This window comes from Klebsiella sp. 141240 (genome assembly GCF_050600805.1).
Classification (GTDB): Bacteria; Pseudomonadota; Gammaproteobacteria; order Enterobacterales; family Enterobacteriaceae; genus Klebsiella; species Klebsiella aerogenes.
The window spans coordinates 21,723-45,510 of record NZ_JAQIRK010000006.1 but is presented as its reverse complement, the minus strand read 5'-3'; the positions used below and the strand labels follow the sequence as shown (position 1 = coordinate 45,510).

Below are 23,788 nucleotides of genomic sequence, written 5' to 3'. Positions count from 1 at the left end.
TGCTAACAGTGTAAGTTTTAGTCATTTGTGCTGAAAAGGCTCCAGCCAGCGGCAAGGAGCCCGGTAAGCGACTGCTATTGCTGTCCGGCCCAGACAACCATCACTTTATCAGCGCTGCTTTCACGTACGAAACCATAGCCCTGCTCTAGCGTCAGCGTCTGTTGTTTCCCCATACCAATGGCCGGATGGCGGGCGCGGAATTGGGCGATTTTTTGCCAGTGCGCGACGTTATCGGATGCGCTACCGGCAACATCCTGCCAGTTCATATCGGAGCGGGTACCCTGCAGCGGGTCGGAACCCGTGGGGCCGAACGGGCGCGAAGACTCATCGCCATAGAAGAGTTGTACGGCGCCTGGGGCGAGTAATAACAGTTCCGCCGCCCGGCTGCCGCCTTCGCGGAACAAGCGGGTATCGTGCGAGGAGAGATAGCTCAGCACGTTGAAATCCTGCAGCTTGTCCGCCATCTGCTGCCAGGTGGCGTCCATGTTTGCCAGACAGTCCACCGCTTTCGCCGCCCGATCCTGATAATCGAAATTGATCATCGCGTCGAAGCCGTGGCGATAGTAGTCGCTTTGCATCACGCCGTGGCCCCAGGCCTCGCCGGTCATCCAGAATGGCGCGTCATCCAGCGCTTTCTGAGGATTCGCTTTTTTCCATTCCGCCAGCGCGGCCGTGGCCTGCGTTTTGAGCTGTTGCCAGGCGTCCGGTTCGACGTGTTTTGCGGTATCGACGCGAAAGCCGTCAATACCGTAATCGCGTACCCATTGGCTGAGCCAGTGGGTCAGATAGTCGCGCGGCGTGAAGCCGGCTATCTCTTTGGCGGCGGTATCCGGCTTGTGACGGTAGAAATTTGGCAAGCCAGAAGGGAGCGTCGATTCGGTTTTCAGGTCCGGCAGGAACGCCAGCGACAGGGTGAAATCGTCGAAACCGGGATTGTCGTAGTCGCCGATATCGGTGCGGATCCATTTTTTTCCCCACCATTGTTCCCAGCCTGCTTTATCGCTGAAGTTGATGTAATCATTGAAGCTGTGCCAGCTTTGCCCTGGCGCCGGTTTCCAGTCGGTCCAGCGCTCGCCAAGCGTTTTTTTCAGTTCATCGCCTTTCAGGTACAGCGAGCCGAAGTGAAATTCCTGCATATCGGCAAGCGTGGCGTAACCAGTATGGTTCATGACGACATCAAACAGGACGCGCATGCCGCGCCGATGGGCCTCATCAACCAGTTGCCGAAGATCGGCTTCGTCGCCCATGTTGGCGTCAAGACGGGTCCAGTCCTGGGTGTAGTAACCGTGATAGGCGTAGTGGGGAAAGTCGCCTTTGGTGCCGCCGCCGACCCAGCCGTGAATTTGCTCCAGCGGTGAACTTATCCATAGCGCGTTGACGCCAAGCTGTTGAAGATAATCCAGCTTGCTGGTCAGCCCCTGTAAATCGCCGCCGTGGAAGGTGCCTATCTCCTGCATACCGTCTTTATGGCGCCCGTAGCTGTTGTCGTTGGCCGGATTGCCGTTAACGAAGCGATCGGTCAGGACAAAATAGATAGTGGCGTTATGCCAGTTAAACGGCGCGCTGGCGGCGCTATCCGCTTTTTCAAGCAGCACGAGCCCATTACTGCCTGCGGCGGGCTGCAGCGTGATTTTACCTGCTTTCACCGTGGCGAGATTACCGCTGTAAAAATCACGCACCTGGCTTCCCTCGGCAAACGTCTGGCCGACATCGAGCGTCAGCGGTTTACCATCCCATTTCGGACACTGGCGCATCAGCGGCTGCGTGCTGGCCGTGTCCTGTGCCGCCAGCGACAGCATCAGCGTTGGCGTGCCGGAGCGGGTATCGACTTCCAGCGTATAGCGCCCGTCGCGGAACACGCGCCACTGCGGTGGCGTATCCCGACAAGGTTCCAGCGACAGCATCTGATTGAGTTTTATCGCCCCCGCAGGCTGCCAGCACTGTTGGTCAAAACTTATCCGCAAAGGGCGGGTACCCTTCGTCACCTCATTTTGCGTCGTGAAGCGGCCAGTATCCTGTTCAGTGAAGGTGGGAAAGTCAGCGGTTGTCCAGGCGGCAAAGGCCATCCCGGGCAGCAGTAGCGAGGCGAGCGCAGCGAGTTTCATGCCGGAGTCCTGTTAGCGGTTTTTATCACAGTGTGCCTGCGCGCCATAAGGTTGAACTCATCCTGCCGGTAATTTTGCGGGGAGGATGAAAAGGGGTGAGTGATTTAGTTCAAAAAATGAGCTATAAATGAGACGGAGATAGCATTTCTGCACCTTCGCGACGGTGCAGAAACCGATTTCAGATGACAGCGATTCGGAATTGGACTATTTCTCTTGATGCTCTCTCTGGGTATTTTTGATACTATTCGCGATTCAACTATCGATTTTTTGCGAAAAACAAGGTGTTGGAATGAGTAAATCCGACCAGGAGACCTAATGATATCGATTCCCATGCGACGATATGGGGCTGCGATACTCATGTTACTTACCTGTATATTTTCAGGTAGTGTGTTGGCGACAACGCACACAGCAACAAAGAGTCATAAAGCCTCAGTAGTTAAGAAAGTAAAGAAGCCCAGTAGTATCAAGGTTAGCAGTAAACAAGAGTATTCTCGCAATAGTGTAAAGAGCAGTTCACTTCCTGATTTGCGAAAATACCCTTCCGGGACACCAAGGAAAAAAGCGTTTCTCCGGACGGTTATGCCTTACATTACAAAGCAAAATCAAGCGATCACGGCAGATCGTAACTGGCTTGTCTCTAAGCAATACGACGGCCGTTGGTCGCCGAGCGAGCAGGCGCGTCTGAAAGACATCGCTTCACGTTACAAAGTGAAGTGGTCTGGCAATACTCGTCATATACCGTGGAATTCGCTGCTTGAGCGCGTCGACATTATTCCGAACAGCATGGTGGCAACCATGGCGGCTGCGGAAAGCGGTTGGGGCACCTCGAAGCTGGCGCGTGAGAACAACAACCTGTTTGGTATGAAGTGTGGCGGCGGCAACTGCCGCGGTGCAATGAAAGGCTACTCCCAGTTTGAATCTGTCGAGCAGTCGGTTCAGGCCTATGTTAAAAACCTGAATACGCACCCGGCTTATTCATCCTTCCGTAAGTCTCGCGCACAGCTGCGTAAGACGGACCAGGAAGTAACTGCCAGCGCGATGATCCACAAGCTGAAGGGGTACTCGACGAAAGGGTCGAGCTATAACAACTATCTCTTCGCCATGTATCAGGACAATCAGCGCTTAATTGCCGCTCATATGTAATCATCAATGCCCGGTGCGTAAGCCCGGGCATTTTTCTTTCCCGCTACATCATCACTTCACTGTGCCGATCGCGGTATTCTTTCGGCGTCACATCGTACTCTTTCTTAAACACCGAATAGAAATACTGCAGCGACGGATAACCGCACATCTGCGAAATTTCGTTTATCGATAGCGTGGTGGAGACCAGCAGGCTGCGCGCTTTTTCCAGCTTTTCGCTGTGGATCACCGTGTGGATGGTTTCCCCGACCTCTTCTTTAAAGCGTTTCTCCAGATTCGATCGGGAAATACCGACGGCGTCGAGCACCTGCTCAACCTTAATGCCTTTGCAGGCGTGATTGCGGATGTAATGCATCGCCTGAATCACCGCAGGGTCGGTGAGCGAGCGATAATCGGTGGAGCGCCGCTCAATGACGCGCATCGGCGGCACCAGCAGCCGCTGCAGCGGTAGCGCTTCGTTTTCCAGTAATCGATGCAGGAGTTTCGCCGCCTGGTAGCCCATCTGCCGGGTACCCTGCGCCACGGAAGAGAGCGCGACGCGGGAGAGGTAGCGGGTCAGTTCTTCGTTATCGATACCGATAACGCACAATTTTTCCGGCACCGGAATATGCAGCAGCTCGCAGGCCTGCAGGACGTGACGGGCGCGGGCATCGGTCACGGCGATAATGCCGGTTTGCGGCGGCAGCGTTTGCAGCCAATCGGCGAGCCGATTTTGCGCATGCTGCCAGTTTTCCGGCGCGGTCTCCAGCCCCTGATAGACGACGCCACGGTATTTCTCTTTGGCGACTAGCTGGCAGAAGGCATGTTCGCGCTCCCTCGCCCAGCGCTTGCCGCTGGAGGTCGGCAGCCCGTAAAAAGCGAAACGGTTCACCCCTTTTTCTTTCAGATGCAGGAACGCGCTTTCGACCAGCGCGGCATTATCGGTGGCGATATAGTGGACTGGCGGGTAGCACTCTGGTTGATGATAGGAGCCGCCGACGCCGACAATCGGTACTTTGACATCTGCCAGCAGTTTTTCTATCTCCGGGTCGTCGTAATCGGCGATAACGCCATCACCCAGCCACTCTTTGATGTTTTCAATACGCGCGCGAAAATCCTCTTCGATAAAAATATCCCATTCCAGCTGCGATGCCTGCAGATATTCGCCAACGCCTTCAACCACCTGACGGTCATAGGCTTTGTTGGCGTTGAATAACAGCGTAATGCGGTGACGCTTTTCAAACATAGATGATATTCCTGCTCTTACTCCGGTCATACAATACCGGATAATGCCCGAATTATTTCAAGCGCCTTATGGCGAAGTTTGGCGGTGGCGCAAGTTATTCGGGCATTTTTCATCGTGATACCGTTATGTTCTCCGTTTGGTAGCCGAATCCATCCAGACCGCCAACAGTAAAATGGCGCCCTTAACGATGTATTGCCAGAAGGTGGCGACGTCCATCATGCTCATGCCATTATCCAGCGCCGACATAATAAACGCCCCCATTACCGCCCCTGCCACGCTGCCGATGCCGCCGGCCAGACTGGTGCCGCCAATCACGCAGGCGGCGATAGCGTCGAGTTCGGCGATATTACCGGCAGAAGGCGATCCCGCTCCCAGTCGCGAGCTGAGAATCAACCCGGCGATGGCGACCATCAGGCCGTTAATGGCGAAGACCGCAAGCTTGGTGCGCTCGACGTTAATCCCGGAGAGGCGGGCCGCTTCCAGATTACCGCCAATGGCATAGATGCGGCGGCCAAAAGCGGTACGGGTCGCCATAAACATGCCCGCCAGCAGCAGGGCGGCGAGTATGAGTACCGGCGTCGGCACGCCGCGATAATCATTGAGCAGCCAGATAGCGCCCAGCACGATAACCGCGGTGATGGTCTGACGGCCAACCGCGCCGGTAGAACTGGTGGTCGCCAGCCCTAACGCCTGTCGGCGCATCCGACCGCGCCATTGCCAGATGATAAAAGCCGCCATGCCAATAACGCCGATTCCAAAGCCGATGCCGTCCGGTAAATAACTTTGACCGATTTGTGACATCGCCGGCGTGGTGGGCGAGACGGTGGTACCGTTGGTAATGCCGATTAAAATTCCGCGAAACGCCAGCATGCCGGCAAGGGTCACAATGAAAGAGGGCACCTTGCGATAGGCGACCCACCATCCGTTCCACGCGCCGAGCAGTAGCCCCATGACCAACGTAACGAGAATGGTGAGCGGCAGCGGCCAGCCGAGCCAAACGTCGAAAATCGCCGCCGCCCCGCCGAGCAAACCCATCATTGAGCCGACGGAGAGGTCGATTTCCGCCGAAATGATCACGAACACCATGCCGACGGCGAGGATGCCGGTGATGGCGGTTTGCCGCAGGAGGTTGGAAATATTACGCGCGCTCAAATAGGCGCCGTCGGTAACCCAGGTAAAGAACAGCATAATGGCGATAATCGCGGCGATCATCACGAAAACCTGGAGGTTAAGCCCTTTCAGCGCCGGGAAAGCGGCAGGGGCGGATGGGGTAAGTTTGATTTCAGACGACGTGTTTTTCGACATGGCGTTCGCTCCTCAGCGCGGCTTCCATCACCTGTTCCTGGGTCAGACCTTGATTATGCAAATTGGCCTTAAGCTTGCCTTCGTGCATCACCAGTACCCTATCGCTTAGCCCGAGCACTTCAGGCAATTCGGATGAGATCACGATGACGGCGATGCCTTGCTGCACCAGTTGATTGATAAGCTTGTAGATTTCGTATTTCGCGCCGATATCGATGCCGCGGGTTGGTTCATCGAGGATCAAAATGCGCGGGTTGAGCAGCAGGCAGCGGGCCAGAATCGCCTTTTGTTGATTGCCGCCGCTCAGGCGGCCAATCGCCAGATCCGGCGATGACGTTTTGATTTTCAGCCGCAGAATCGATTGCTGAATGCAGTGCTGCTCCGCGGCGTCGTCGAGGCTGCTCGCCGGGCCGGTGAACTGATTTAACGCCGCGAGAGTGATGTTCTTGCCGACTGCCATCACCGGCACGATGCCGTCTTTTTTGCGGTCTTCCGGCACCATGGCGATACCATGGGCAATCGCCTGTTGGCAGTTTTTAATCGTTACCGGCTGTCCGTCGATAAAGATGCTTCCCTGCCAGCGCCCCGGCCAGACGCCAAACAGACACTGTACCGCCTCGGTGCGCCCGGCGCCGACTAACCCGGCGATGCCGAGGATTTCGCCGCGGCGGAGGGAAAACGACACGTCGTTGACGCGCTTGATATGGCGGTTAACCGGGTGCCAGGCGGTGAGATGCTCGACCCGCAATATCTCATCGCCATGATTATGTGGTTCGTTTGGATACAAGGCCGTGAGCTCGCGCCCGACCATCATGGTGATGATGTCATCTTCGTTCATCCCGCTGGCGTCGCGGGTGCCAATATGCTGGCCGTCACGTATCACGCAGATAGTGTCGGAGATGGCTTTAACTTCATTGAGCTTGTGCGAAATATAAATACAGGCGATGCCGTGGTTTTGTAGATCGCGAATAATCGCCAGCAGCGTCGCGGTTTCTTGTTCGGTTAACGATGCCGTGGGTTCATCGAGGATCAGCAGCCGTACCTGTTTATTCAGCGCCTTGGCGATCTCGACCAACTGCTGCTGGCCGAGGCCTAAATCGCCAACGCGGGTATCGGACGAGATCGATAAATTCACCTGCGCTAATAGTTTCTGGCAGCGCAGGGTCATGGTTTCGTAATCCAGCAGGCCATGGCGTGAGATCTCGGCGCCGAGAAAGATATTTTCCAGCACCGTGAGATGTTTCACCAACGCCAGCTCCTGGTGAATAATGGCGATACCTTTGCGCTCGGTATCGCGAATATGATTCGCCTGCAGCGACTCGCCGGCGAAAATGATTTCACCTTCGTAACTGCCGTGTGGATAGATGCCGCACAGCACTTTCATTAGCGTCGATTTTCCCGAACCATTTTCACCGCATAACGACACCACTTCCCCGGCATTCAGCCGCAGGCTGACGTTATCCACGGCCTTAACCGCGCCGAAGGCTTTGGTGATGTTCTTCATTTCGAGTAACCAGGACATAGAGACTCCGCAAAAGCGATATCCGGCAGGACGAAAACGACGCCCCGAGGCGGGGCGTCAGCCATTACAGTTCACTCTTTTTGTGGAAACCGTCTTTAATTACCGTGGCGTCAATATTCTCTTTATTGACTTCAATTGGCGTTAACAGGCGCGAAGGGACATCTTTTAAGCCGTTATTCAATGTGGCGTCGGCCTTGGGTTGCTGGTCGTTGCCTAATTCAACGGCGATTTCGGCAGCGTTAGTGGCAAGCGTGGTAATCGGTTTATAAACGGTCATCGTCTGGGTGCCGGAAATAATACGTTTCACGCCAGCCAGATCGGCATCCTGCCCGGAAATGGCGACTTTACCCGCCAGCCCTTGGGCGCTAAGCGCCTGGATAGCGCCGCCGGCGGTCGCATCATTGGAAGCCACTACCGCGTCAATTTTGTTGTTATTCGCCGTCAGCGCGTTTTCCATGATTTTTAACGCGTTTTCCGGCAGCCAGCCGTCGACCCACTGATCGCCGACGATCTTAATTTTGCCGTCATTAACATAAGGTTTGAGCACCTTCATCTGACCGGCGCGGAACAATTTGGCGTTATTATCCACCGGCGAGCCACCCATCAGGAAATAATTTCCCTGCGGCACTTTGTCGACCAGGCTTTTGGCCTGCATTTCACCGACTTTTTCATTATCGAAAGAAATATAAAAATCGATGTCAGCATTATTAATCATGCGATCGTAGGCGAGAACTTTAATTCCTTCTTGTTTCGCTTCTTTAATAACGTTGCTGAGCACCTGGCCGTTGTAAGGAATAATCACTAAAACATCGACGCCGCGGTTGATCATATTTTCAATTTGCGACATTTGCGTTTCTTCGTTGCCATTGGCGGACTGCACAAATACTTTGGCGCCTAAGGATTCCGCTTTATTAACGAAAATATCGCGATCTTTTTGCCAACGTTCCAGACGAAGATCGTCGATGGCCATCCCAATCTTAACTTCTTTAGCCATACCCGCCATGCTGGCGAGAAGGAGCGATGAGGCGCAGAGCGTAAGGCAAAGGTTCTTTATCTTCATAATAACGATACCTTTTCAAAGGGTAGGTAAGGCGAACAGGAATAAACTTCAGGTTGCAGATACGTTGCAGATTCTTAACGGGGAAGCGAGGGCTGGCAATTACCTGTTCTTATTTTCGCATTATGAAATTTAGTTTGTTTCGTAATTTATGACCGCGATCGTATTTTATTCAAGAGTATGCAGGTTATTTCATTCTTCTTCCATCATAGGGTTCCAGAAATGATGCAAAGAGGAATTGTTTTTGCGAGCTGGCGCACGTTTGTGGATTCTCTCAATGGCGGTGTGAAATAACGTAATTGAGGAAGGTGAAAATGGAATTCTATATTGGCGTATCACTTGTTACTCGCCGCACCCCTGAATATGGAGTTCTCTATGCAAACCTATTTCGATCAACTCGATCGCGTTCGTTATGAAGGCCCGAAATCGACTAACCCGCTGGCTTTTCGTCACTACAATCCGGATGAATTAGTACTGGGTAAGCGCATGGAAGACCACCTGCGTTTCGCCGCCTGCTACTGGCACACTTTCTGCTGGAATGGCGCGGATATGTTTGGCGTGGGATCCTTCGATCGTCCATGGCAGCAGCCGGGCGAAGCGCTGGAAATGGCGAAACGTAAAGCCGAAGTGGCATTTGAGTTTTTCCATAAGTTGAATGTGCCGTATTACTGCTTCCATGATGTCGACGTTTCCCCGGAAGGCGCTTCGCTGAAAGAGTACAGCAACAACTTTGCTCAGATGGTGGACGTGCTGGCGGAAAAACAGCAGCAGAGCGGCGTGAAACTGCTGTGGGGGACGGCAAACTGCTTTACCAACCCACGTTATGGCGCAGGCGCGGCGACGAACCCCGATCCGGAAGTCTTCAGTTGGGCGGCGACTCAGGTAGTTACCGCAATGAATGCGACCCACAAGTTGGGCGGTGAAAACTACGTGCTGTGGGGCGGTCGCGAAGGCTACGAAACCCTGCTTAATACCGACCTGCGTCAGGAACGCGAGCAGATCGGCCGCTTTATGCAACTGGTGGTTGAACACAAACACAAAATTGGTTTCCAGGGCACCCTGCTGATCGAGCCGAAGCCGCAGGAGCCGACCAAGCACCAATATGATTATGATGCCTCCACGGTTTACGGGTTCCTGAAACAGTTTGGTCTGGAAAAAGAGATTAAACTGAACATTGAAGCCAACCACGCCACCCTTGCCGGCCACTCTTTCCATCACGAAATCGCCACGGCTATTGCGCTGGGCCTGTTCGGTTCGGTTGATGCTAACCGCGGCGATGCGCAGCTGGGCTGGGACACCGACCAGTTCCCGAACAGCGTGGAAGAGAACGCCCTGGTGATGTATGAGATCCTCAAAGCGGGCGGCTTCACCACCGGCGGCCTGAACTTTGATGCTAAAGTTCGTCGCCAGAGCACCGACAAATACGACCTGTTCTACGGTCATATCGGCGCGATGGACACCATGGCGCTGTCGCTGAAGGTCGCGGCGCGCATGATTGAAGATGGCGAGCTGGATAAACGCGTGGCGAAACGCTACGCCGGCTGGAACGGTGAATTGGGCCAGCAGATCCTTAAAGGCCAGATGACGCTGACCGACATCGCGCACTATGCGACTCAGCACAACCTGGCGCCGCAGCACCACAGCGGGCACCAGGAACTGCTGGAAAACCTGGTGAATCATTACCTGTTCGATAAGTAATGCCGACAAAAGCGCCCGGTAAATCCGGGCGCTGGCTGTAACCATTTTTGCTGCGCCACGCTTTGCCGTGGCGTTCGTGTTAAGGAGACGCTGCATGTATATCGGGATTGATTTAGGGACCTCGGGCGTAAAAGCCATTCTGCTCAATGAACAGGGCGACGTACTGGCGACGCATACCGAAAAACTGACCGTCTCGCGCCCACATCCGCTCTGGTCCGAACAAGATCCCGAACAGTGGTGGCAGGCGACGAATACCGCGATGCAAGCGCTGGGCGCGCAACATTCCCTGCGCGAGGTAAAAGCTTTAGGGATTGCCGGACAGATGCATGGCGCCACGTTGCTCGACAAACAGCAGCGGGTCCTGCGTCCGGCGATTTTGTGGAATGACGGCCGCTGCGGCGAAGAGTGCATGCTGCTGGAAGAAAAAGTCGGCGCTTCGCGGCAAATCACCGGCAACCTGATGATGCCGGGTTTTACGGCGCCGAAGCTGCTGTGGGTACAGCGTCACGAAGCCGAAATTTTTAAACAGGTCGATAAGGTCCTGTTGCCGAAAGATTACCTGCGGCTACGCATGAGCGGCGAATTCGCCAGCGATATGTCCGACGCCGCCGGCACGATGTGGATGAACGTCGCGCGACGCGACTGGAGCGATGAGATGCTCGCCGCCTGCGGGCTCGGCCGTGACAATATGCCGGCCCTTTTTGAAGGCTGCGAAGTGACCGGCCAACTGCGTGCTGAGGTAGCCCAGGCGTGGAATATGCCGCGGGCGCTGGTGGTAGCGGGCGGCGGTGATAACGCGGCAGGCGCTGTCGGTGTTGGCATGGCCGATGCCGGTCAGGCGATGTTATCGCTGGGGACCTCCGGCGTTTATTTCGCCGTCAGCGATGGTTTTCTGAGTAAACCGGAAAGCGCGGTGCATAGTTTCTGCCACGCGCTACCGGGCCGTTGGCACCTGATGTCGGTGATGCTCAGCGCCGCGTCTTGTCTGGATTGGGCGGCGAAGTTGACCGGCCTTAGCAGCGTACCGGCGCTGATCGCCGCGGCGCAGTCGGCGGATGACAATAGCGATCCGGTGTGGTTTCTCCCTTATCTTTCCGGCGAGCGTACCCCGCACAACAATCCGCAGGCTAAAGGCGTGTTCTTCGGCCTTACCCATCAACATGGTCCCGCCGAACTGGCGCGGGCGGTGCTTGAGGGGGTGGGCTACGCGCTGGCCGACGGCATGGATGTTGTGCACTCCTGCGGCGTGAAACCGAACAGCGTTACCCTTATCGGCGGCGGCGCGCGTAGCGCATACTGGCGGCAAATGCTTGCCGATATCAGCGGCCAGCAGCTGGATTTCCGCACCGGCGGCGATGTCGGCCCGGCGTTAGGCGCGGCAAGATTGGCGCAGTTGGGCGTTCATCACGATGCGGCTTTCTCTGACCTCCTGCCGCAGCTGCCGCTGGAGCAGGCGCACCTGCCTGATGCTCAACGGTTTGCCCGTTATGCGCCGCGTCGTGAAACGTTCCGCCAGATCTATCAGCAGCTTAAGCCACTGATGTCATAAGTTGTTCTCGCCCCATTTATTGGGGCGAATTTCCTTTCTGAATGATTCGCTTTGCATTGATTTAATTCACATATTTATTTATTCCGAATTGTGGGTTTCAATTTGCGGAAACTGCCGCAACCGGCAATTCCCCGGTCATAATGAGCGCTACCATGGCCAGGGAGGCGCAATGAAATTAAAACGTACGACGGCAAGATTAGTCATGCTGCTGGGCTCGCTGGTTTACTTAATCGGTATCTGGCGAACGTGCCCGCTATTCAGCGGCAAAGGTTACTTTCTTGGTGTACTGGTGATGGGAATGTTTGCCGTACTTACGCATCAGCGAACGGAGCTGGAAGCGCAGCGAGACGATGATTTTATCTCTCTGTGCCGGCTGGTGCTGTTGCTATCGGTGGGATTGCTGCTGGTCGGCGCCTGGTTTGTCCCGGCGCCGTGGCGTGAAAAAAGCATCTACGTGGTGGCATGGTTTGTCTGTATGTATGGCGCTTCAGCGATATCTTATCCCGCCAGAGTCGCGGATAAAGCTCGCAATAGCTCAGTGGAATAAGCTGTCAGTCGACAGCGAAGAGAGGTAGTCAGCAATGGAAATGAAAGCGACGACATATTCACCCGCGTTTCACCTAATCTCATGGATTGCGCTGGTGGGCGGTATCCTCGTGTATTTGATTGGCCTGTGGAATGCGCCAATGGAGCTCAATGAAAAGGGCTACTATTTTGCCGTATTGGTGCTGGGTCTTTTTTCCGCCGCTTCTTATCAGAAAACGGTTCGTGATAAATACGACAAAATTCCAACCACCGCTATGTATTACATGTCCTGCTTGATCGCTTTCGTGATTGCGGTGGGTCTGCTGGTGGTGGGATTGTGGAACGCAACGCTGATGCTAAGCGAGAAAGGCTTTTATGGCCTGGCATTCTTTTTGAGCCTGTTCGGCGCGGTAGCAGTACAGAAGAATATTCGCGATGCCTGGGATCGCTCGCCGCTAAGTGAGGGGAGCGCAGTAACAGAAGAGACCGCGGAGTAATCGACGGCGCCCGCGTTAAACGGCGGGCGCTTTTTTTAGCTCACTAACCGGCGACGATCAATTCGTTGAACCAGTATAGATAGCGCCAGGCTACCCAACAGCGCGGCGGCGAAAATCCATGCAATATCCAGTAATGGCCAGCGGTTAAGTTCCAGGCCACTTGCGCGTAGCGCGTGTATAAACAGCGCGTGAAAACCATAAATGCCTAATGAATGTCTGGAAATTAACGCAATACCCGGAAGCTCACGGCTATTGAGGACGTTTTTGCCCAGCGTCAGCAACGAGGTCGCGCAGACAAACACTGCCGGCCCGCAGTACAGATACCAGGTATCGCCGAAATCACCGCGCCATTGCAGTTCATGCAGCGTGCCGCGTGAAATGATCCACACCGCGGCGGTAAACAGCAGCGCGCACAGCAGGGTTAATCCTCTTCTGTCGGTGTTCATGGCGCCGATCGCCCGGCCCAGTATTCCGTACAGTATGTAGTAAAAGGTATCGCCGTTGATGTAGAGGTTTACCGGTAGCCATTCAATGCCGCCGGCTTTAATGCTTACCGTATTGGGGTTGGCGATGAGGCCAATCACCAGCATCAGCGCCAGCAGCATTTTGCCGCTGACCTGCTTCACCTGAATCAGCGGCGAGAGCAGATAAATCACCACAATGGCAAAGAAAAACCACAGGTGATAAAACACCGGCTTTTGCAGTAAATTTTTTAATGACAGCTCAACGTTGATATGGGTAAACAGGGTGATATAGAGCAGCGCCAGCGCGCTGTAGAACAGAATGCACAGCCCGATGCGCAGATAATGGCGCGGCTGGGCGCTGCGCTCGCCAAAAAACAGATAACCTGAAATCATGAAAAAAAGCGGGACGCTGACGCGCGATGCCGAGTTAAGCAGGTTAGCGATATCCCATTCAAACAAGCTGATGTTATGAGGATGGGTAATGTACCAGGTGGTGCTGTGAATCATCACGACCATCAGACATGCTATGCCGCGCAAGTTGGTAATCCAGCTTATTTTTTCCTGCATCTGTACCTCATTGGCTCCTGCGTAAAAAGAGTCTGACTCCCGTAGTTTGTCGTCATCACAATGGAATATTCTGAGTTTATCGCCACACTCTTGTAGAGCATCCGCGAGATTCGCAAAATGTTTGTCTGGTTTTACATGGTCTGCACGATAACAATTGGCTAACAAGGCGGTTGAGAAAAATGGTGATGAAATATTTCGTATCTGCCCTGGTGGCGCTGCTGCTGGTTGGCTGCAGCCAGACACCTGCTCAACCTGTCCAAAAAGCGCAAAAGGCACGTATCACGCCGCAAACGACGCTGAACATGGAGAAACTATGCAAGGATCAGGCGGCGTTACGTTATAGCACAGACACCCGTCGCGTCGACGTTAATCATTTCGAGCAGTTCCAGGCAAGCTATGAGCTTTCCGGCCTGACTTCGCGGAATGAGCGTTTTATCTGTTCTTTTGATCCGGACGGCCAGTTTTTGCATCTTTCTATGCGCTAAATGCGGCTTAAACGCCGCATGATGGCGCCGCTTTGCTCAAATTTCGCTAAACAAAGGCGTTTCATACTGTATATCTCGCAGCCAGCGGGTATACTGATCCCTTCCTTTAAATCCACACGTATCCAGCACGAAATAATATGCAAAAGTTTGATACCAGGACCTTCCAGGGCCTGATCCTGACCTTACAGGATTACTGGGCTCGTCAGGGCTGCACCATTGTTCAACCACTGGACATGGAAGTCGGCGCCGGCACATCTCACCCGATGACCTGCTTACGCGCGTTGGGGCCAGAGCCGATGGCGACCGCTTACGTGCAGCCATCTCGTCGCCCGACCGACGGTCGCTATGGCGAAAACCCGAACCGCTTACAGCACTATTACCAGTTCCAGGTGGTGATTAAGCCGTCTCCGGACAACATTCAGGAGCTGTACCTCGGATCTCTGAAAGAGCTGGGTATGGACCCGACTATCCACGATATCCGCTTCGTTGAAGATAACTGGGAAAACCCGACGCTGGGCGCCTGGGGGCTGGGTTGGGAAGTGTGGCTGAACGGTATGGAAGTGACGCAGTTCACTTACTTCCAGCAGGTTGGCGGCCTGGAATGTAAACCGGTGACCGGTGAAATCACTTACGGCCTGGAGCGTCTGGCGATGTACATCCAGGGCGTGGACAGCGTCTACGATCTGGTCTGGAGCGATGGTCCGCTGGGCAAAACCACCTACGGCGACGTGTTCCACCAGAACGAAGTGGAACAATCCACCTATAACTTTGAATATGCGGACGTAGACTTCTTGTTCACCTGCTTCGAGCAGTATGAGAAAGAAGCGCAGCAACTGCTGGCGCTGGAAAACCCGCTGCCGCTGCCAGCCTACGAACGTATTCTGAAAGCCGCCCATAGCTTTAACCTGCTGGATGCGCGTAAAGCCATCTCCGTCACCGAGCGTCAGCGCTATATTCTGCGCATTCGCACCCTGACTAAAGCAGTGGCAGAAGCTTACTATGCTTCCCGTGAGGCCCTTGGCTTCCCGATGTGCAACAAAGATAAATAAGAGGCGGCCATGTCTGAGAAAACTTTCCTGGTGGAGATCGGCACCGAAGAGCTGCCACCAAAAGCACTGCGCAGCCTGGCTGAATCCTTCGCTGCCAACTTTACTGCGGAACTGGACAACGCTGGCCTTGCGCACGGCGCCGTCGAATGGTTTGCCGCGCCGCGCCGCCTGGCGCTGAAAGTGGCGGATCTGGCCGCCTCGCAGCCGGATCGTGAAGTCGAAAAACGCGGCCCGGCCATTGCCCAGGCGTTTGACGCGGAAGGTAAACCAAGCAAAGCGGCCGAAGGCTGGGCGCGTGGCTGTGGTATTACCGTCGATCAGGCTGAACGTCTGACCACCGATAAAGGCGAATGGCTGTTGTATCGCGCCCACGTTAAAGGTGAAAGCGCGCAAACGCTGCTGCCGAACATGGTTGCGACCTCGCTGGCGAAGCTGCCAATCCCGAAACTGATGCGTTGGGGCGCTTCCGACGTTCACTTCGTGCGTCCGGTACACACCGTAACCCTGCTGTTGGGCGATCAGGTTATCCCGGCGACCATTCTGGGTATCGCTTCCGACCGTATCATTCGCGGACACCGTTTTATGGGCGAGCCGGAATTCACCATCGACAATGCCGACCAGTATCCGCAGATTCTGCTGGAGCGCGGTAAAGTGATGGCGGACTACGCCGAGCGTAAAGCCAAAATCAAAGCGGATGCTGAAGCGGCGGCGCGTAAGATTGGCGGTAACGCTGATCTGAGCGAAAGCCTGCTGGAAGAAGTGACCTCTCTGGTCGAGTGGCCGGTAGTGCTGACGGCGAAGTTTGAAGAGAAATTCCTCGCGGTGCCGTCCGAAGCGCTGGTTTACACCATGAAGGGCGACCAGAAGTACTTCCCGGTCTACGCTAATGACGGCAAACTGCTGCCGAACTTCATCTTCGTGGCGAATATCGAGTCCAAAGATCCGCAGCAGATCATCTCTGGTAATGAGAAGGTCGTTCGTCCGCGCCTGGCCGATGCCGAGTTCTTCTTCAATACCGACCGTAAAAAACGTCTGGAAGATAACCTGCCGCGTCTGGAAACCGTGCTGTTCCAACAGCAGCTGGGAACCCTGCGCGACAAGACCGATCGCATTCAGGCGCTGGCGGGCTGGATTGCCGAACAAATTGGCGCTGACGTTAACCATGCGACCCGCGCGGGTCTGCTCTCCAAGTGTGACCTGATGACCAACATGGTCTTCGAGTTTACCGACACGCAGGGCGTGATGGGTATGCACTACGCGCGTCATGACGGCGAAGCGGAAGATGTCGCAGTGGCGCTGAACGAGCAGTATCAGCCGCGTTTTGCCGGCGATGCGCTGCCGTCTAACCCGGTTGCCTGCGCGGTGGCTATTGCCGACAAGATGGACACTCTGGCGGGTATCTTCGGTATCGGCCAGCATCCGAAAGGCGATAAAGACCCGTTTGCGCTGCGCCGCGCCGCGCTGGGCGTGCTGCGTATCATCGTTGAGAAGAACCTGAATCTCGATCTGCAAACGCTGACTGAAGAAGCAGTGCGTCTGTACGGCGAGAAGCTGACTAACGCCAACGTCGTTGATGACGTTATCGACTTCATGCTGGGCCGCTTCCGTGCCTGGTATCAGGACGAAGGCTACGGTGTTGACACTATCCAGGCGGTACTGGCGCGTCGTCCGACCCGCCCGGCGGATTTCGATGCGCGCATGAAGGCCGTGTCACACTTCCGTACGCTGGAAGAGTCCTCCGCCCTGGCGGCGGCAAACAAACGCGTATCCAACATCCTGGCGAAATCCGACGAGACCCTGAACGATATCGTTCATGCCTCGGTGCTGAAAGAAGCGGCGGAAATCAAGTTGGCCGGTAATCTGGTGGTGCTGCGCGATAAGCTGCAGCCGTACTTCGCCGAAGGCCGTTATCAGGATGCGCTGATTGAGCTGGCTGCGCTGCGCGAGCCGGTTGATGAGTTCTTCGAAAATGTGATGGTTAACGCTGAAGACAAAGATGTTCGCATCAACCGTCTGACGCTGCTGTCCAAACTGCGCGAGCTGTTCCTGCAGGTTGCGGATATTTCACTGCTGCAGTAACTATCTCGAGAAAGGTCAAAAGCCTGCCATCCGGCAGGCTTTTTTTTGCCTTATCGCGATGGTGAAAAAATAATCTTGAAATCCAGGTTCAGGCCTGGCTATCCTATGTCCCGACGAATCCCTCGTCTCACTGGAGCGCACACGACAAATGAACAAACACGACTGATGAATTTCACGCCTTACCTCGCAGAGGCTGCGGGTAGGGGAGTATTGATTTCATTCAGGAGTGCTTATGGCTCATTGCGCCCACACCCCCTCTTTTGTTTTACATCAGGTCACCTGTCAGTTCGCGACGGGACAGACGCTTTTTGGCCCGCTGAATTTATCGCTGGAACCGTTGCTTTGCGGCCTTGTTGGACGCAACGGCGTTGGCAAGACGCGCCTGTTGCGTCTGCTGGCGGGCCTTGATTCCCCTTCCGGCGGGCATATCGAACGGTCGGCTACGGTTGCCTGGGTGGCGCAGCAGCCGACCCTCATGGCCGGGACCACCATTGCCTCGCTATTGGGTTATGCACCGCTATTTGACGCCTTGTCCCGTCTTGAACAGGGGAAAGGGCTGGCGGATGACTTCGAACTGTTAGATGGTCGTTGGGATCTGCCCGATCGCCTGAGTTCAGCCTTTCGCGATGCCGATCTCCCGGCATTCTCCGCCGATCGTCCCGCTTTTTCACTCAGCGGCGGCGAACGGATGAAGGCGCTGCTGTGCGGCGCGTTAGTTTCCGGCGCGGACTATCTGCTGCTGGATGAACCTACTAATCATCTCGATCGTCAGGGCCGGGAGTGGCTGTATCAGCAACTGGAAATCTGGCGTGGCGGGGCATTAATCGCCAGCCACGACCGTGAATTGCTGGCTCGAATGTCGAAGATTATTGAGCTGACGCCGGCGGCGCTACGCAGCTACGGTGGTAATTATGCCGAATATCAGCAGCAGCATGAAGCGGAGCAACAGGCCGCCCGCTCGGCGCTGGAGCATGCCGCAATCGAACGGCGGCGCACCCGGGCGCGGATGCAAAAGGAGCATGATGCGGCCCAGCGGCGATCGGCGCAGACGCTGCGTACCGTCGATACGCTGAATATCGCTTCTTTCGAACGCGTGAAGTACAAAGGGGCGGCAAAAGAGCGTCCGGGAACGCTGCGCCGTCAGCATCGAGAGCAGAACAGTAGCCTGAATGCCGCCGTGCAGCAGGCGCGGGAGCGGGTAGAAGAAGATAATCCGGTGATGTTTACGCTGCCGGGCAGTGAAGTGGCCGCCGGCAAGCAGGTACTGGTGCTGGAATCACTGCAGTTAGCTCACTCATCCCCCGCCCCGCTCGACTGGCGGGTGGATGGCCCGATGCGAATTGCGCTAAGGGGGCCAAACGGCTGCGGCAAAACAACATTGTTGAAAACCCTGATGGGGCTGGAGCAGGCAACTGCTGGCGACGTTCGGCTGTCGGTGAGCGCGGCGTATCTCGATCAGCATCTGACGCAGCTGGATTTATCACTATCGGCAATGGAGCACTTGAACTTAGGAAACACTCCGCTGGATGAAGGAATGCTGCGTAGCCGTCTGGCGCAGCTCCAGTTGGGGGCTGACAAGGTGAGTCTTCCGCTAGCGGCGCTAAGCGGCGGCGAACGACTGAAAGCGGCGCTTGCCTGCGTGCTCTGGCGGCGGGAGTCAACTCAATTGCTGCTGCTGGATGAGCCAACCAATCACCTCGATCTGGCGTCGACCCAGGCAATTGAAAGCGCGCTGGCGACGTTTCCCGGCGCGATGCTGGTGGTATCGCATGACGAGGCATTTTTACAGGGTCTGAAGCTGACCCATTGTCTGGAGTGGAGGGAAACGGGCTGGCATTTTGCCGTCCTCTGAATGACAACAGGCGCCATCTGCTGATGGCGCCTGTTGACGACAGATAAAAAAAATCCCCGCCATAAGGCAGGGATTTATTATTCTTAGCGGCTTGAACTTACAGAGAAGTTACGTTGCCAGCTGCCGGGCCTTTAGCGCCGCTTTCGATAGTGAAGGAAACTTTCTGACCTTCGTCCAGGGATTTGTAGCCATCGTTCTGGATAGCAGAGAAGTGTACGAACACGTCTTTAGAGCCATCGTCAGGAGTGATGAAGCCGAAACCTTTGTCAGCGTTGAACCATTTTACGATACCAGTCATTTTACCGGACATAGTGAATTACCTTTAAAAAAATTAGTGAGCCTTGCGGCGTAGTGGTCTGGACTACAGATTTAAAGCGATAAAGGGAAAGTTCACTACGGGGATATCTAATGGATAACCTTTGAAGGACTGCTCTATTCGACTGCTCTGTGGTCTGTAAATCAAACCTGCGAGCATTAACGCATGTTCTCAGTCGGATAGCAAACTTTTTTTCATCAGGATATAAAACGGCCCTGCATCAGGACCGTTACCAAAAGAAGATAGTAAACCAGTTTTTCAATCTATTAGCTGCCTTGAGAGCTGCGGATTGGCCATCATCAGGCGCATCAGTTTGAGCTCAGTGGATGACGGTTTAACCCGTCGCGACTCCCACTCTTCAACCATCGCCACGCTGACGCCCATGGCATTGGCGAAATCATCGGTCTTAAGTCCTGTGCCCTTACGCAGCTGTTCAAATTCATTAAAAACGCTTGGGGTACGGGCAAGCGTGGCCGTTTGCGGCTGATCTTTAAAAACAATTTGTTCCAGGTTACTCAACAAATCAAATACGGGATCTTTATATTCCATTGAGAGCTCCTATTCTGTCTCACTGCGGAGAGGAAAATACATCGAGCCATTTAAGAATAGTCGCAAAAGCAAGGAAAATAATAACCACTGTGATTATTTGTTAGCGTGGTTTCGTTAATCACCCGCAAAAGAGGCGGGTGTGAAAGCTAAGGTGATGATTACTAACATCGACAGCGGCTTTGGAAAATTTATGTAAATGATGGTTAGCGGAAGAAAAAGCCAGCGCAGGCGCTGGCTGGATTGATTAGGCTTTCTGTAGGTTTTTACCGTCATTTGGCTTAACGGCAGGTTGGCGCTGGCTCATTTTGTATTTCACTACCAGGGCGATGGCGGATAAAAACGCCGGGATCGCCAGCATCGTGAAGATGGTCTCAAACGACAATTGCGCCTGCATCAGGAAAGCGCCGCTGAAGGCGCCGAGGATCCCGCCGAAGCGGCCGATACCGAGCATCCAGGCAACGCCGGTGGCACGGCCCTGGGTTGGATAGAAACCGGCAGCCAGCGCCGGCATTGATGATTGCGCGCCGTTCATAATGCTGCCGGCGATAAACACCATTACTCCCATCAACAGCAGGCTGCTGGTTGAGAATCCGACCAGGCAAACAAAGACGCCGGTGAGCAGCCAGCCGACGGCAACCACCTTGTTAGGGTTGATCTTGTCCATTAGCGCGCCGAGGATCAGCACGCCAATCCCGCCGCCGAGTGGGAACAGGGCGGTGATGATAGAAGCCTGGCTCATCGAGGCTCCGGTTTCACGGATCAGCAGCGGTAGCCAACTGGTCAGCAGATAGAAAATCAGCAATCCCATAAAATAGGTCAGGCACAGCATCACGGTGCCCACGGCGTAGCGCGGGGAGAAAATCACGCCAATGGCTGACTTTTCCTTCACCTGGCCTGCTTCACGTAGCTCAAATTCAACCGCATCCGGCAGCGGCGCGATACGCTTCAGGATAGCGGCGATCCGCTGTGCCGGCTGTCGTTTCACGACCATATAGCGGGCGGATTCCGGCAGCAGGAATATTAACGCTACCGCCAGCAGCAGCGGCATCACGCCGCCAAGCACCAGCACGCTTTGCCAGCCATAATGCGGGATCATCCAGGCTGACAGAAACCCTCCCAGCGACGACCCCATCGGAAAGCCGACGAACATCAGGTTTACCATCAGCGCGCGGCGGCGTTCCGGAGCATATTCGCTCATTAGCGTCGCGGCATTCGGCATTGCCGCGCCTAAGCCCAACCCGGTGAGGAAGCGTAATAATGTCAGCTGGTTAAGGCTGCTGGCAAACGCGGTTAACAAACTAAAGCCGCCGAATACCAGGATCGACATAATCAACACTTTCTTGCGGCCAATACGGTCGGCGAGCGGCCCGGCCGTCAGCGCGCCGACGGCGAGCCCGACCAGAGCGGCGCTCATTACCGGGCCCAGCGCGGATTTCTCAACGCCCCATTCCTGTACCAGGTCTGAGGCGATAAAACCAATAATCGCGGTATCAAATCCGTCCATCGCGACGGTAATAAAACATAAGGCGAGAATCATCCATTGGTACTTCGTGAATGGATGTTCGTTGATAAAAGCCTGAATATCGATGGTTGTTTTCTTCATACGGCATTCCTGGCAGGCTGAGCGGGGGACAGAGGTATTGTTATAGTCTCCCTCGCTGTCATTGATGTTGTTTGTGCGATAATCGAACATAACGCCGTTAATCGCTCATTAATCAAACCATTGAACCTGCCTGTAGACAATGCGCCGCCTTCAGGAAGCGTGCGATTATCGTCCGCTTTGCCCATTTATTTGGCTGGTGATTTCATTAATTTTAATTAAATCAAAAAGATATTTACTATTTTTGCGGGTTACGTTATCGCGTTAAATGTGATGAACTTAACAGCGGGCCTGGCTTACGCGGGGAGGCGAAAAAGGGCGTTTTCCGCGGTAAGATTATCAGGAAAGGGTATCCTGCAAGCCCGTCCTGGACTATCCTTGTCAGCGTCTGGCACGCGTGTGCCTGTTTGCGCTTTTTTTGGCTGAAGGAGTAAAAAAATGGCGACAGGAAAGTCCTGCTCTCGCTGGTTTGCGGCCGTTGCGGCCATATTAATGGTGGTTAGCCTGAGTGGGTGTTTTGATAAAGAAGGCGATCAGCGCAAAGCGTTCATCGACTTCCTGCAGAATACGGCGATGCGTAGCGGCGAACGTCTGCCAACGCTTACTGCCGATCAGAAAAAACAGTTCGGCCCCTTCGTTTCCGATTATGCGGTGATTTACGCTTATTCACAGCAGGTCAGCCAGGCGATGGATGCGGGTTTGCGCCCGGTGGTTGATAGCGTTAACGCCATTCGCGTGGCGCAGGATTATACCACTCAGCGTGAACCGCTGCGTCAGGCTAACGGCGCGCTGGGCGTGCTGAGCCAGCAGCTGGAAAACGCCAAAATGCAGGCCGATGCTGCGCATGGCGCGCTGAAGCAGGCTGAAGACCTTAAGCCGGTTTATGACCAGGTGTTTAATAAAGTCGTGACGGCGCCGGCGAATGCGCTGCAGCCGCTGATCCCGGCCGCGCAGATCTTTACTCAGCAGCTGGTCCAGGTGGGTGATTTTGTCGCTCAGCAGGGGACGCAGGTGAGCTTCGTGGCTAACGGTATTCAGTTCCCGACGTCTCAACAGGCGAGTCAGTATAATGCGCTGATTGCTCCGCTGGCCGCTCAGCATCAGGCCTTTAATCAGGCCTGGACGGCGGCGGTTAACGCCACGCGTTAATCAGTATATCGCTGTTCTCCCGGCTGACTGCGCAAACGCCGTCAGCCGGGCTTTTCCTTTCCTCGCTTACTTCACCTGCGGGTTCACGCAGTTCTTCTCTACCTTGCCGTTCAACGCGTCAATCAGATTGTCTACCGCGCAGGCCGCCATGTTATAGCGGGTCTCGTGGGTAGCTGAACCAATATGCGGCAGCGCGACCACGTTCGGCAGTTTCAGTAATGGCGAATCTTTTGCCAGTGGTTCATGTTCAAAGACATCAAGACCGGCGGCGTGAATCTCACCGGCCTGCAGCGCCGCAATCAGCGCCTGCTCGTCAACGACCGGACCGCGCCCGGCGTTAATGAAGATGGCGGAAGATTTCATTTTGGCAAACTGCGCTTCGCCGAACAGGTGGTGGGTCTCTTCGCTCAGCGGCAGGATCAGGCAGACGAAATCCGCTTCCTGTAACAGGGTATCGAGATCGCAGTAGCGGGCGTTAAAGCGCTCTTCCGCCTGCGGATGCTGACGACGCGCGTTATACAGAATCGGCATGCCGAAACCGAAATGCGCGCGCTGCGCCAGCGCCATGCCAATGCGGCCCATGCCGACGATGCCTAAGGTTTTATGGTGCACATCGCAGCCGAACCAGTCCGGCCCGATGCTTTTGGTCCATTCGCCCGCTTTCACGCGTTCAGCGACCTCAACCACCCGACGCGCGGTGCTCAGCACCAGCGCCATCACCGTATCGGCGACGGTTTCGGTCAGCACGGTCGGCGTATGCATCAGCAAAATCTTGCGCGCGTTCAACGCATCGACATCAAAATTGTCGTAGCCGACGGAAACGGTAGAGGTCGCACGCAGCTTCGGCATTTTCTCCAGTAACGCGGCGTCAACCTTTTCACTCGAACCCAGTAAACCTTCCGCCTGGGCGAAGGCCTCCGCGTGTTGCGAAACGGTTTCCGGACGCAGGTTTTTCACCTGGGTGACGGAAAAATGTTCCTCCAGACGATGTAACAGGTCGTCGGGAAGCGTTTTATAGAGAATGACAGACGGCTTCATGCGAATCTCCGTAGCGTAAG

Annotated in this window: 20 protein-coding genes; 10 read left to right on the top strand and 10 right to left on the bottom strand. The window is 54.9% G+C overall.

What is annotated here, in order from left to right:
- Positions 1-74: 74 nt before the first annotated feature.
- Positions 75-2,105, bottom strand: coding sequence for an alpha-amylase (locus PGQ95_RS13015; protein WP_430918341.1), 2,031 nt, complete (start codon positions 2,103-2,105; stop codon positions 75-77).
- Between the two features lie 315 nt (positions 2,106-2,420).
- On the opposite strand from PGQ95_RS13015, the gene PGQ95_RS13010 reads away from it, so the two are divergent.
- Positions 2,421-3,248, top strand: a complete 828-nt coding sequence (locus PGQ95_RS13010; protein WP_063447255.1) for a protein bax — start codon at positions 2,421-2,423, stop codon at positions 3,246-3,248.
- A gap of 43 nt (positions 3,249-3,291) precedes the next feature.
- Here PGQ95_RS13010 and xylR read toward each other — a convergent pair whose 3' ends face one another.
- The 4 genes from xylR to xylF form a co-directional block, all read right to left on the bottom strand.
- Positions 3,292-4,470 (bottom strand): D-xylose utilization transcriptional activator XylR, encoded by a 1,179-nt coding sequence (gene xylR, locus PGQ95_RS13005; protein ID WP_087858964.1) that lies wholly within the window; start codon positions 4,468-4,470, stop codon positions 3,292-3,294.
- A gap of 123 nt (positions 4,471-4,593) precedes the next feature.
- Complete coding sequence (gene xylH, locus PGQ95_RS13000; RefSeq protein WP_213317590.1) at positions 4,594-5,775, bottom strand: xylose ABC transporter permease XylH; 1,182 nt, start codon at positions 5,773-5,775, stop codon at positions 4,594-4,596.
- Entirely contained in the window at positions 5,753-7,294 is a 1,542-nt protein-coding gene (locus tag PGQ95_RS12995) for a xylose ABC transporter ATP-binding protein (RefSeq protein ID WP_430918339.1), read from the bottom strand. The genes xylH and PGQ95_RS12995 overlap by 23 nt, the downstream gene beginning before the upstream one ends.
- 64 nt (positions 7,295-7,358) lie before the next feature.
- Positions 7,359-8,354 carry a D-xylose ABC transporter substrate-binding protein gene (gene xylF / locus PGQ95_RS12990; RefSeq protein ID WP_430918337.1) on the bottom strand — a complete coding sequence of 332 codons (996 nt, stop codon included), beginning with the start codon at positions 8,352-8,354 and terminating at the stop codon, positions 7,359-7,361.
- A gap of 372 nt (positions 8,355-8,726) precedes the next feature.
- On the opposite strand from xylF, the gene xylA reads away from it, so the two are divergent.
- From xylA to yiaA, 4 genes are all read left to right on the top strand, one after another.
- A complete protein-coding gene (xylA, locus tag PGQ95_RS12985; RefSeq protein WP_087858967.1) occupies positions 8,727-10,049 on the top strand; it encodes a xylose isomerase in 1,323 nt (440 codons plus the stop codon).
- 94 nt (positions 10,050-10,143) lie between these two features.
- Positions 10,144-11,598 (top strand): xylulokinase, encoded by a 1,455-nt coding sequence (xylB, locus tag PGQ95_RS12980; protein WP_087858968.1) that lies wholly within the window; start codon positions 10,144-10,146, stop codon positions 11,596-11,598.
- A 169-nt stretch (positions 11,599-11,767) separates the two neighbouring features.
- Positions 11,768-12,145 (top strand): inner membrane protein YiaB, encoded by a 378-nt coding sequence (yiaB, locus tag PGQ95_RS12975; RefSeq protein WP_087858969.1) that lies wholly within the window; start codon positions 11,768-11,770, stop codon positions 12,143-12,145.
- A gap of 34 nt (positions 12,146-12,179) precedes the next feature.
- Positions 12,180-12,620, top strand: a complete 441-nt coding sequence (gene yiaA, locus PGQ95_RS12970; protein ID WP_087858970.1) for an inner membrane protein YiaA — start codon at positions 12,180-12,182, stop codon at positions 12,618-12,620.
- Between the two features lie 35 nt (positions 12,621-12,655).
- Here the strand turns inward: yiaA and PGQ95_RS12965 are convergent, their stop codons facing one another.
- Positions 12,656-13,651, bottom strand: a complete 996-nt coding sequence (locus tag PGQ95_RS12965; protein ID WP_430918334.1) for an acyltransferase — start codon at positions 13,649-13,651, stop codon at positions 12,656-12,658.
- A gap of 185 nt (positions 13,652-13,836) precedes the next feature.
- Between PGQ95_RS12965 and PGQ95_RS12960 the strand changes: the two genes are divergently transcribed.
- From PGQ95_RS12960 to PGQ95_RS12945, 4 genes are all read left to right on the top strand, one after another.
- Positions 13,837-14,136 carry a YsaB family lipoprotein gene (locus PGQ95_RS12960; RefSeq protein WP_162750193.1) on the top strand — a complete coding sequence of 100 codons (300 nt, stop codon included), beginning with the start codon at positions 13,837-13,839 and terminating at the stop codon, positions 14,134-14,136.
- Positions 14,137-14,273: 137 nt separating this feature from the next.
- Positions 14,274-15,185, top strand: coding sequence for a glycine--tRNA ligase subunit alpha (glyQ, locus tag PGQ95_RS12955; RefSeq protein WP_001168551.1), 912 nt, complete (start codon positions 14,274-14,276; stop codon positions 15,183-15,185).
- 9 nt (positions 15,186-15,194) lie between these two features.
- Entirely contained in the window at positions 15,195-17,264 is a 2,070-nt protein-coding gene (gene glyS, locus PGQ95_RS12950) for a glycine--tRNA ligase subunit beta (protein ID WP_430918332.1), read from the top strand.
- A 232-nt stretch (positions 17,265-17,496) separates the two neighbouring features.
- The gene (locus PGQ95_RS12945; RefSeq protein ID WP_430918330.1) at positions 17,497-19,116 is read left to right on the top strand and encodes an ABC-F family ATP-binding cassette domain-containing protein; all 1,620 of its coding nucleotides are present in this window, start codon (positions 17,497-17,499) and stop codon (positions 19,114-19,116) included.
- Between the two features lie 97 nt (positions 19,117-19,213).
- Here PGQ95_RS12945 and cspE read toward each other — a convergent pair whose 3' ends face one another.
- The 3 genes from cspE to PGQ95_RS12930 form a co-directional block, all read right to left on the bottom strand.
- The gene (gene cspE / locus PGQ95_RS12940; RefSeq protein ID WP_000014594.1) at positions 19,214-19,426 is read right to left on the bottom strand and encodes a transcription antiterminator/RNA stability regulator CspE; all 213 of its coding nucleotides are present in this window, start codon (positions 19,424-19,426) and stop codon (positions 19,214-19,216) included.
- Positions 19,427-19,690: 264 nt separating this feature from the next.
- Positions 19,691-19,981, bottom strand: a complete 291-nt coding sequence (locus PGQ95_RS12935; protein ID WP_087858974.1) for an HTH-type transcriptional regulator — start codon at positions 19,979-19,981, stop codon at positions 19,691-19,693.
- A 244-nt stretch (positions 19,982-20,225) separates the two neighbouring features.
- Positions 20,226-21,584, bottom strand: a complete 1,359-nt coding sequence (locus PGQ95_RS12930) for an MFS transporter (RefSeq protein WP_430918328.1) — start codon at positions 21,582-21,584, stop codon at positions 20,226-20,228.
- Between the two features lie 435 nt (positions 21,585-22,019).
- Here PGQ95_RS12930 and PGQ95_RS12925 point away from each other — a divergent pair, with 435 nt between their 5' ends.
- On the top strand, positions 22,020-22,730 hold the full coding sequence (locus PGQ95_RS12925) for a DUF3053 domain-containing protein (protein ID WP_045375371.1): 711 nt from the start codon (positions 22,020-22,022) through the stop codon (positions 22,728-22,730).
- Between the two features lie 66 nt (positions 22,731-22,796).
- Here PGQ95_RS12925 and ghrB read toward each other — a convergent pair whose 3' ends face one another.
- Positions 22,797-23,768, bottom strand: a complete 972-nt coding sequence (gene ghrB, locus PGQ95_RS12920; RefSeq protein ID WP_087858976.1) for a glyoxylate/hydroxypyruvate reductase GhrB — start codon at positions 23,766-23,768, stop codon at positions 22,797-22,799.
- Positions 23,769-23,788 lie beyond the last annotated feature (20 nt).

Bases quoted from the DNA above. Each gene is read 5' to 3' on its own strand.
- PGQ95_RS13015 (WP_430918341.1), bottom strand. From the start codon at position 2,105: ATGAAACTCGCTGCGCTCGCCTCGCTACTGCTGCCCGGGATGGCCTTT.
- PGQ95_RS13010 (WP_063447255.1), top strand. From the start codon at position 2,421: ATGATATCGATTCCCATGCGACGATATGGGGCTGCGATACTCATGTTA.
- xylR (WP_087858964.1), bottom strand. From the start codon at position 4,470: ATGTTTGAAAAGCGTCACCGCATTACGCTGTTATTCAACGCCAACAAA.
- xylH (WP_213317590.1), bottom strand. From the start codon at position 5,775: ATGTCGAAAAACACGTCGTCTGAAATCAAACTTACCCCATCCGCCCCT.
- PGQ95_RS12995 (WP_430918339.1), bottom strand. From the start codon at position 7,294: ATGTCCTGGTTACTCGAAATGAAGAACATCACCAAAGCCTTCGGCGCG.
- xylF (WP_430918337.1), bottom strand. From the start codon at position 8,354: ATGAAGATAAAGAACCTTTGCCTTACGCTCTGCGCCTCATCGCTCCTT.
- xylA (WP_087858967.1), top strand. From the start codon at position 8,727: ATGCAAACCTATTTCGATCAACTCGATCGCGTTCGTTATGAAGGCCCG.
- xylB (WP_087858968.1), top strand. From the start codon at position 10,144: ATGTATATCGGGATTGATTTAGGGACCTCGGGCGTAAAAGCCATTCTG.
- yiaB (WP_087858969.1), top strand. From the start codon at position 11,768: ATGAAATTAAAACGTACGACGGCAAGATTAGTCATGCTGCTGGGCTCG.
- yiaA (WP_087858970.1), top strand. From the start codon at position 12,180: ATGGAAATGAAAGCGACGACATATTCACCCGCGTTTCACCTAATCTCA.
- PGQ95_RS12965 (WP_430918334.1), bottom strand. From the start codon at position 13,651: ATGCAGGAAAAAATAAGCTGGATTACCAACTTGCGCGGCATAGCATGT.
- PGQ95_RS12960 (WP_162750193.1), top strand. From the start codon at position 13,837: ATGAAATATTTCGTATCTGCCCTGGTGGCGCTGCTGCTGGTTGGCTGC.
- glyQ (WP_001168551.1), top strand. From the start codon at position 14,274: ATGCAAAAGTTTGATACCAGGACCTTCCAGGGCCTGATCCTGACCTTA.
- glyS (WP_430918332.1), top strand. From the start codon at position 15,195: ATGTCTGAGAAAACTTTCCTGGTGGAGATCGGCACCGAAGAGCTGCCA.
- PGQ95_RS12945 (WP_430918330.1), top strand. From the start codon at position 17,497: ATGGCTCATTGCGCCCACACCCCCTCTTTTGTTTTACATCAGGTCACC.
- cspE (WP_000014594.1), bottom strand. From the start codon at position 19,426: ATGTCCGGTAAAATGACTGGTATCGTAAAATGGTTCAACGCTGACAAA.
- PGQ95_RS12935 (WP_087858974.1), bottom strand. From the start codon at position 19,981: ATGGAATATAAAGATCCCGTATTTGATTTGTTGAGTAACCTGGAACAA.
- PGQ95_RS12930 (WP_430918328.1), bottom strand. From the start codon at position 21,584: ATGAAGAAAACAACCATCGATATTCAGGCTTTTATCAACGAACATCCA.
- PGQ95_RS12925 (WP_045375371.1), top strand. From the start codon at position 22,020: ATGGCGACAGGAAAGTCCTGCTCTCGCTGGTTTGCGGCCGTTGCGGCC.
- ghrB (WP_087858976.1), bottom strand. From the start codon at position 23,768: ATGAAGCCGTCTGTCATTCTCTATAAAACGCTTCCCGACGACCTGTTA.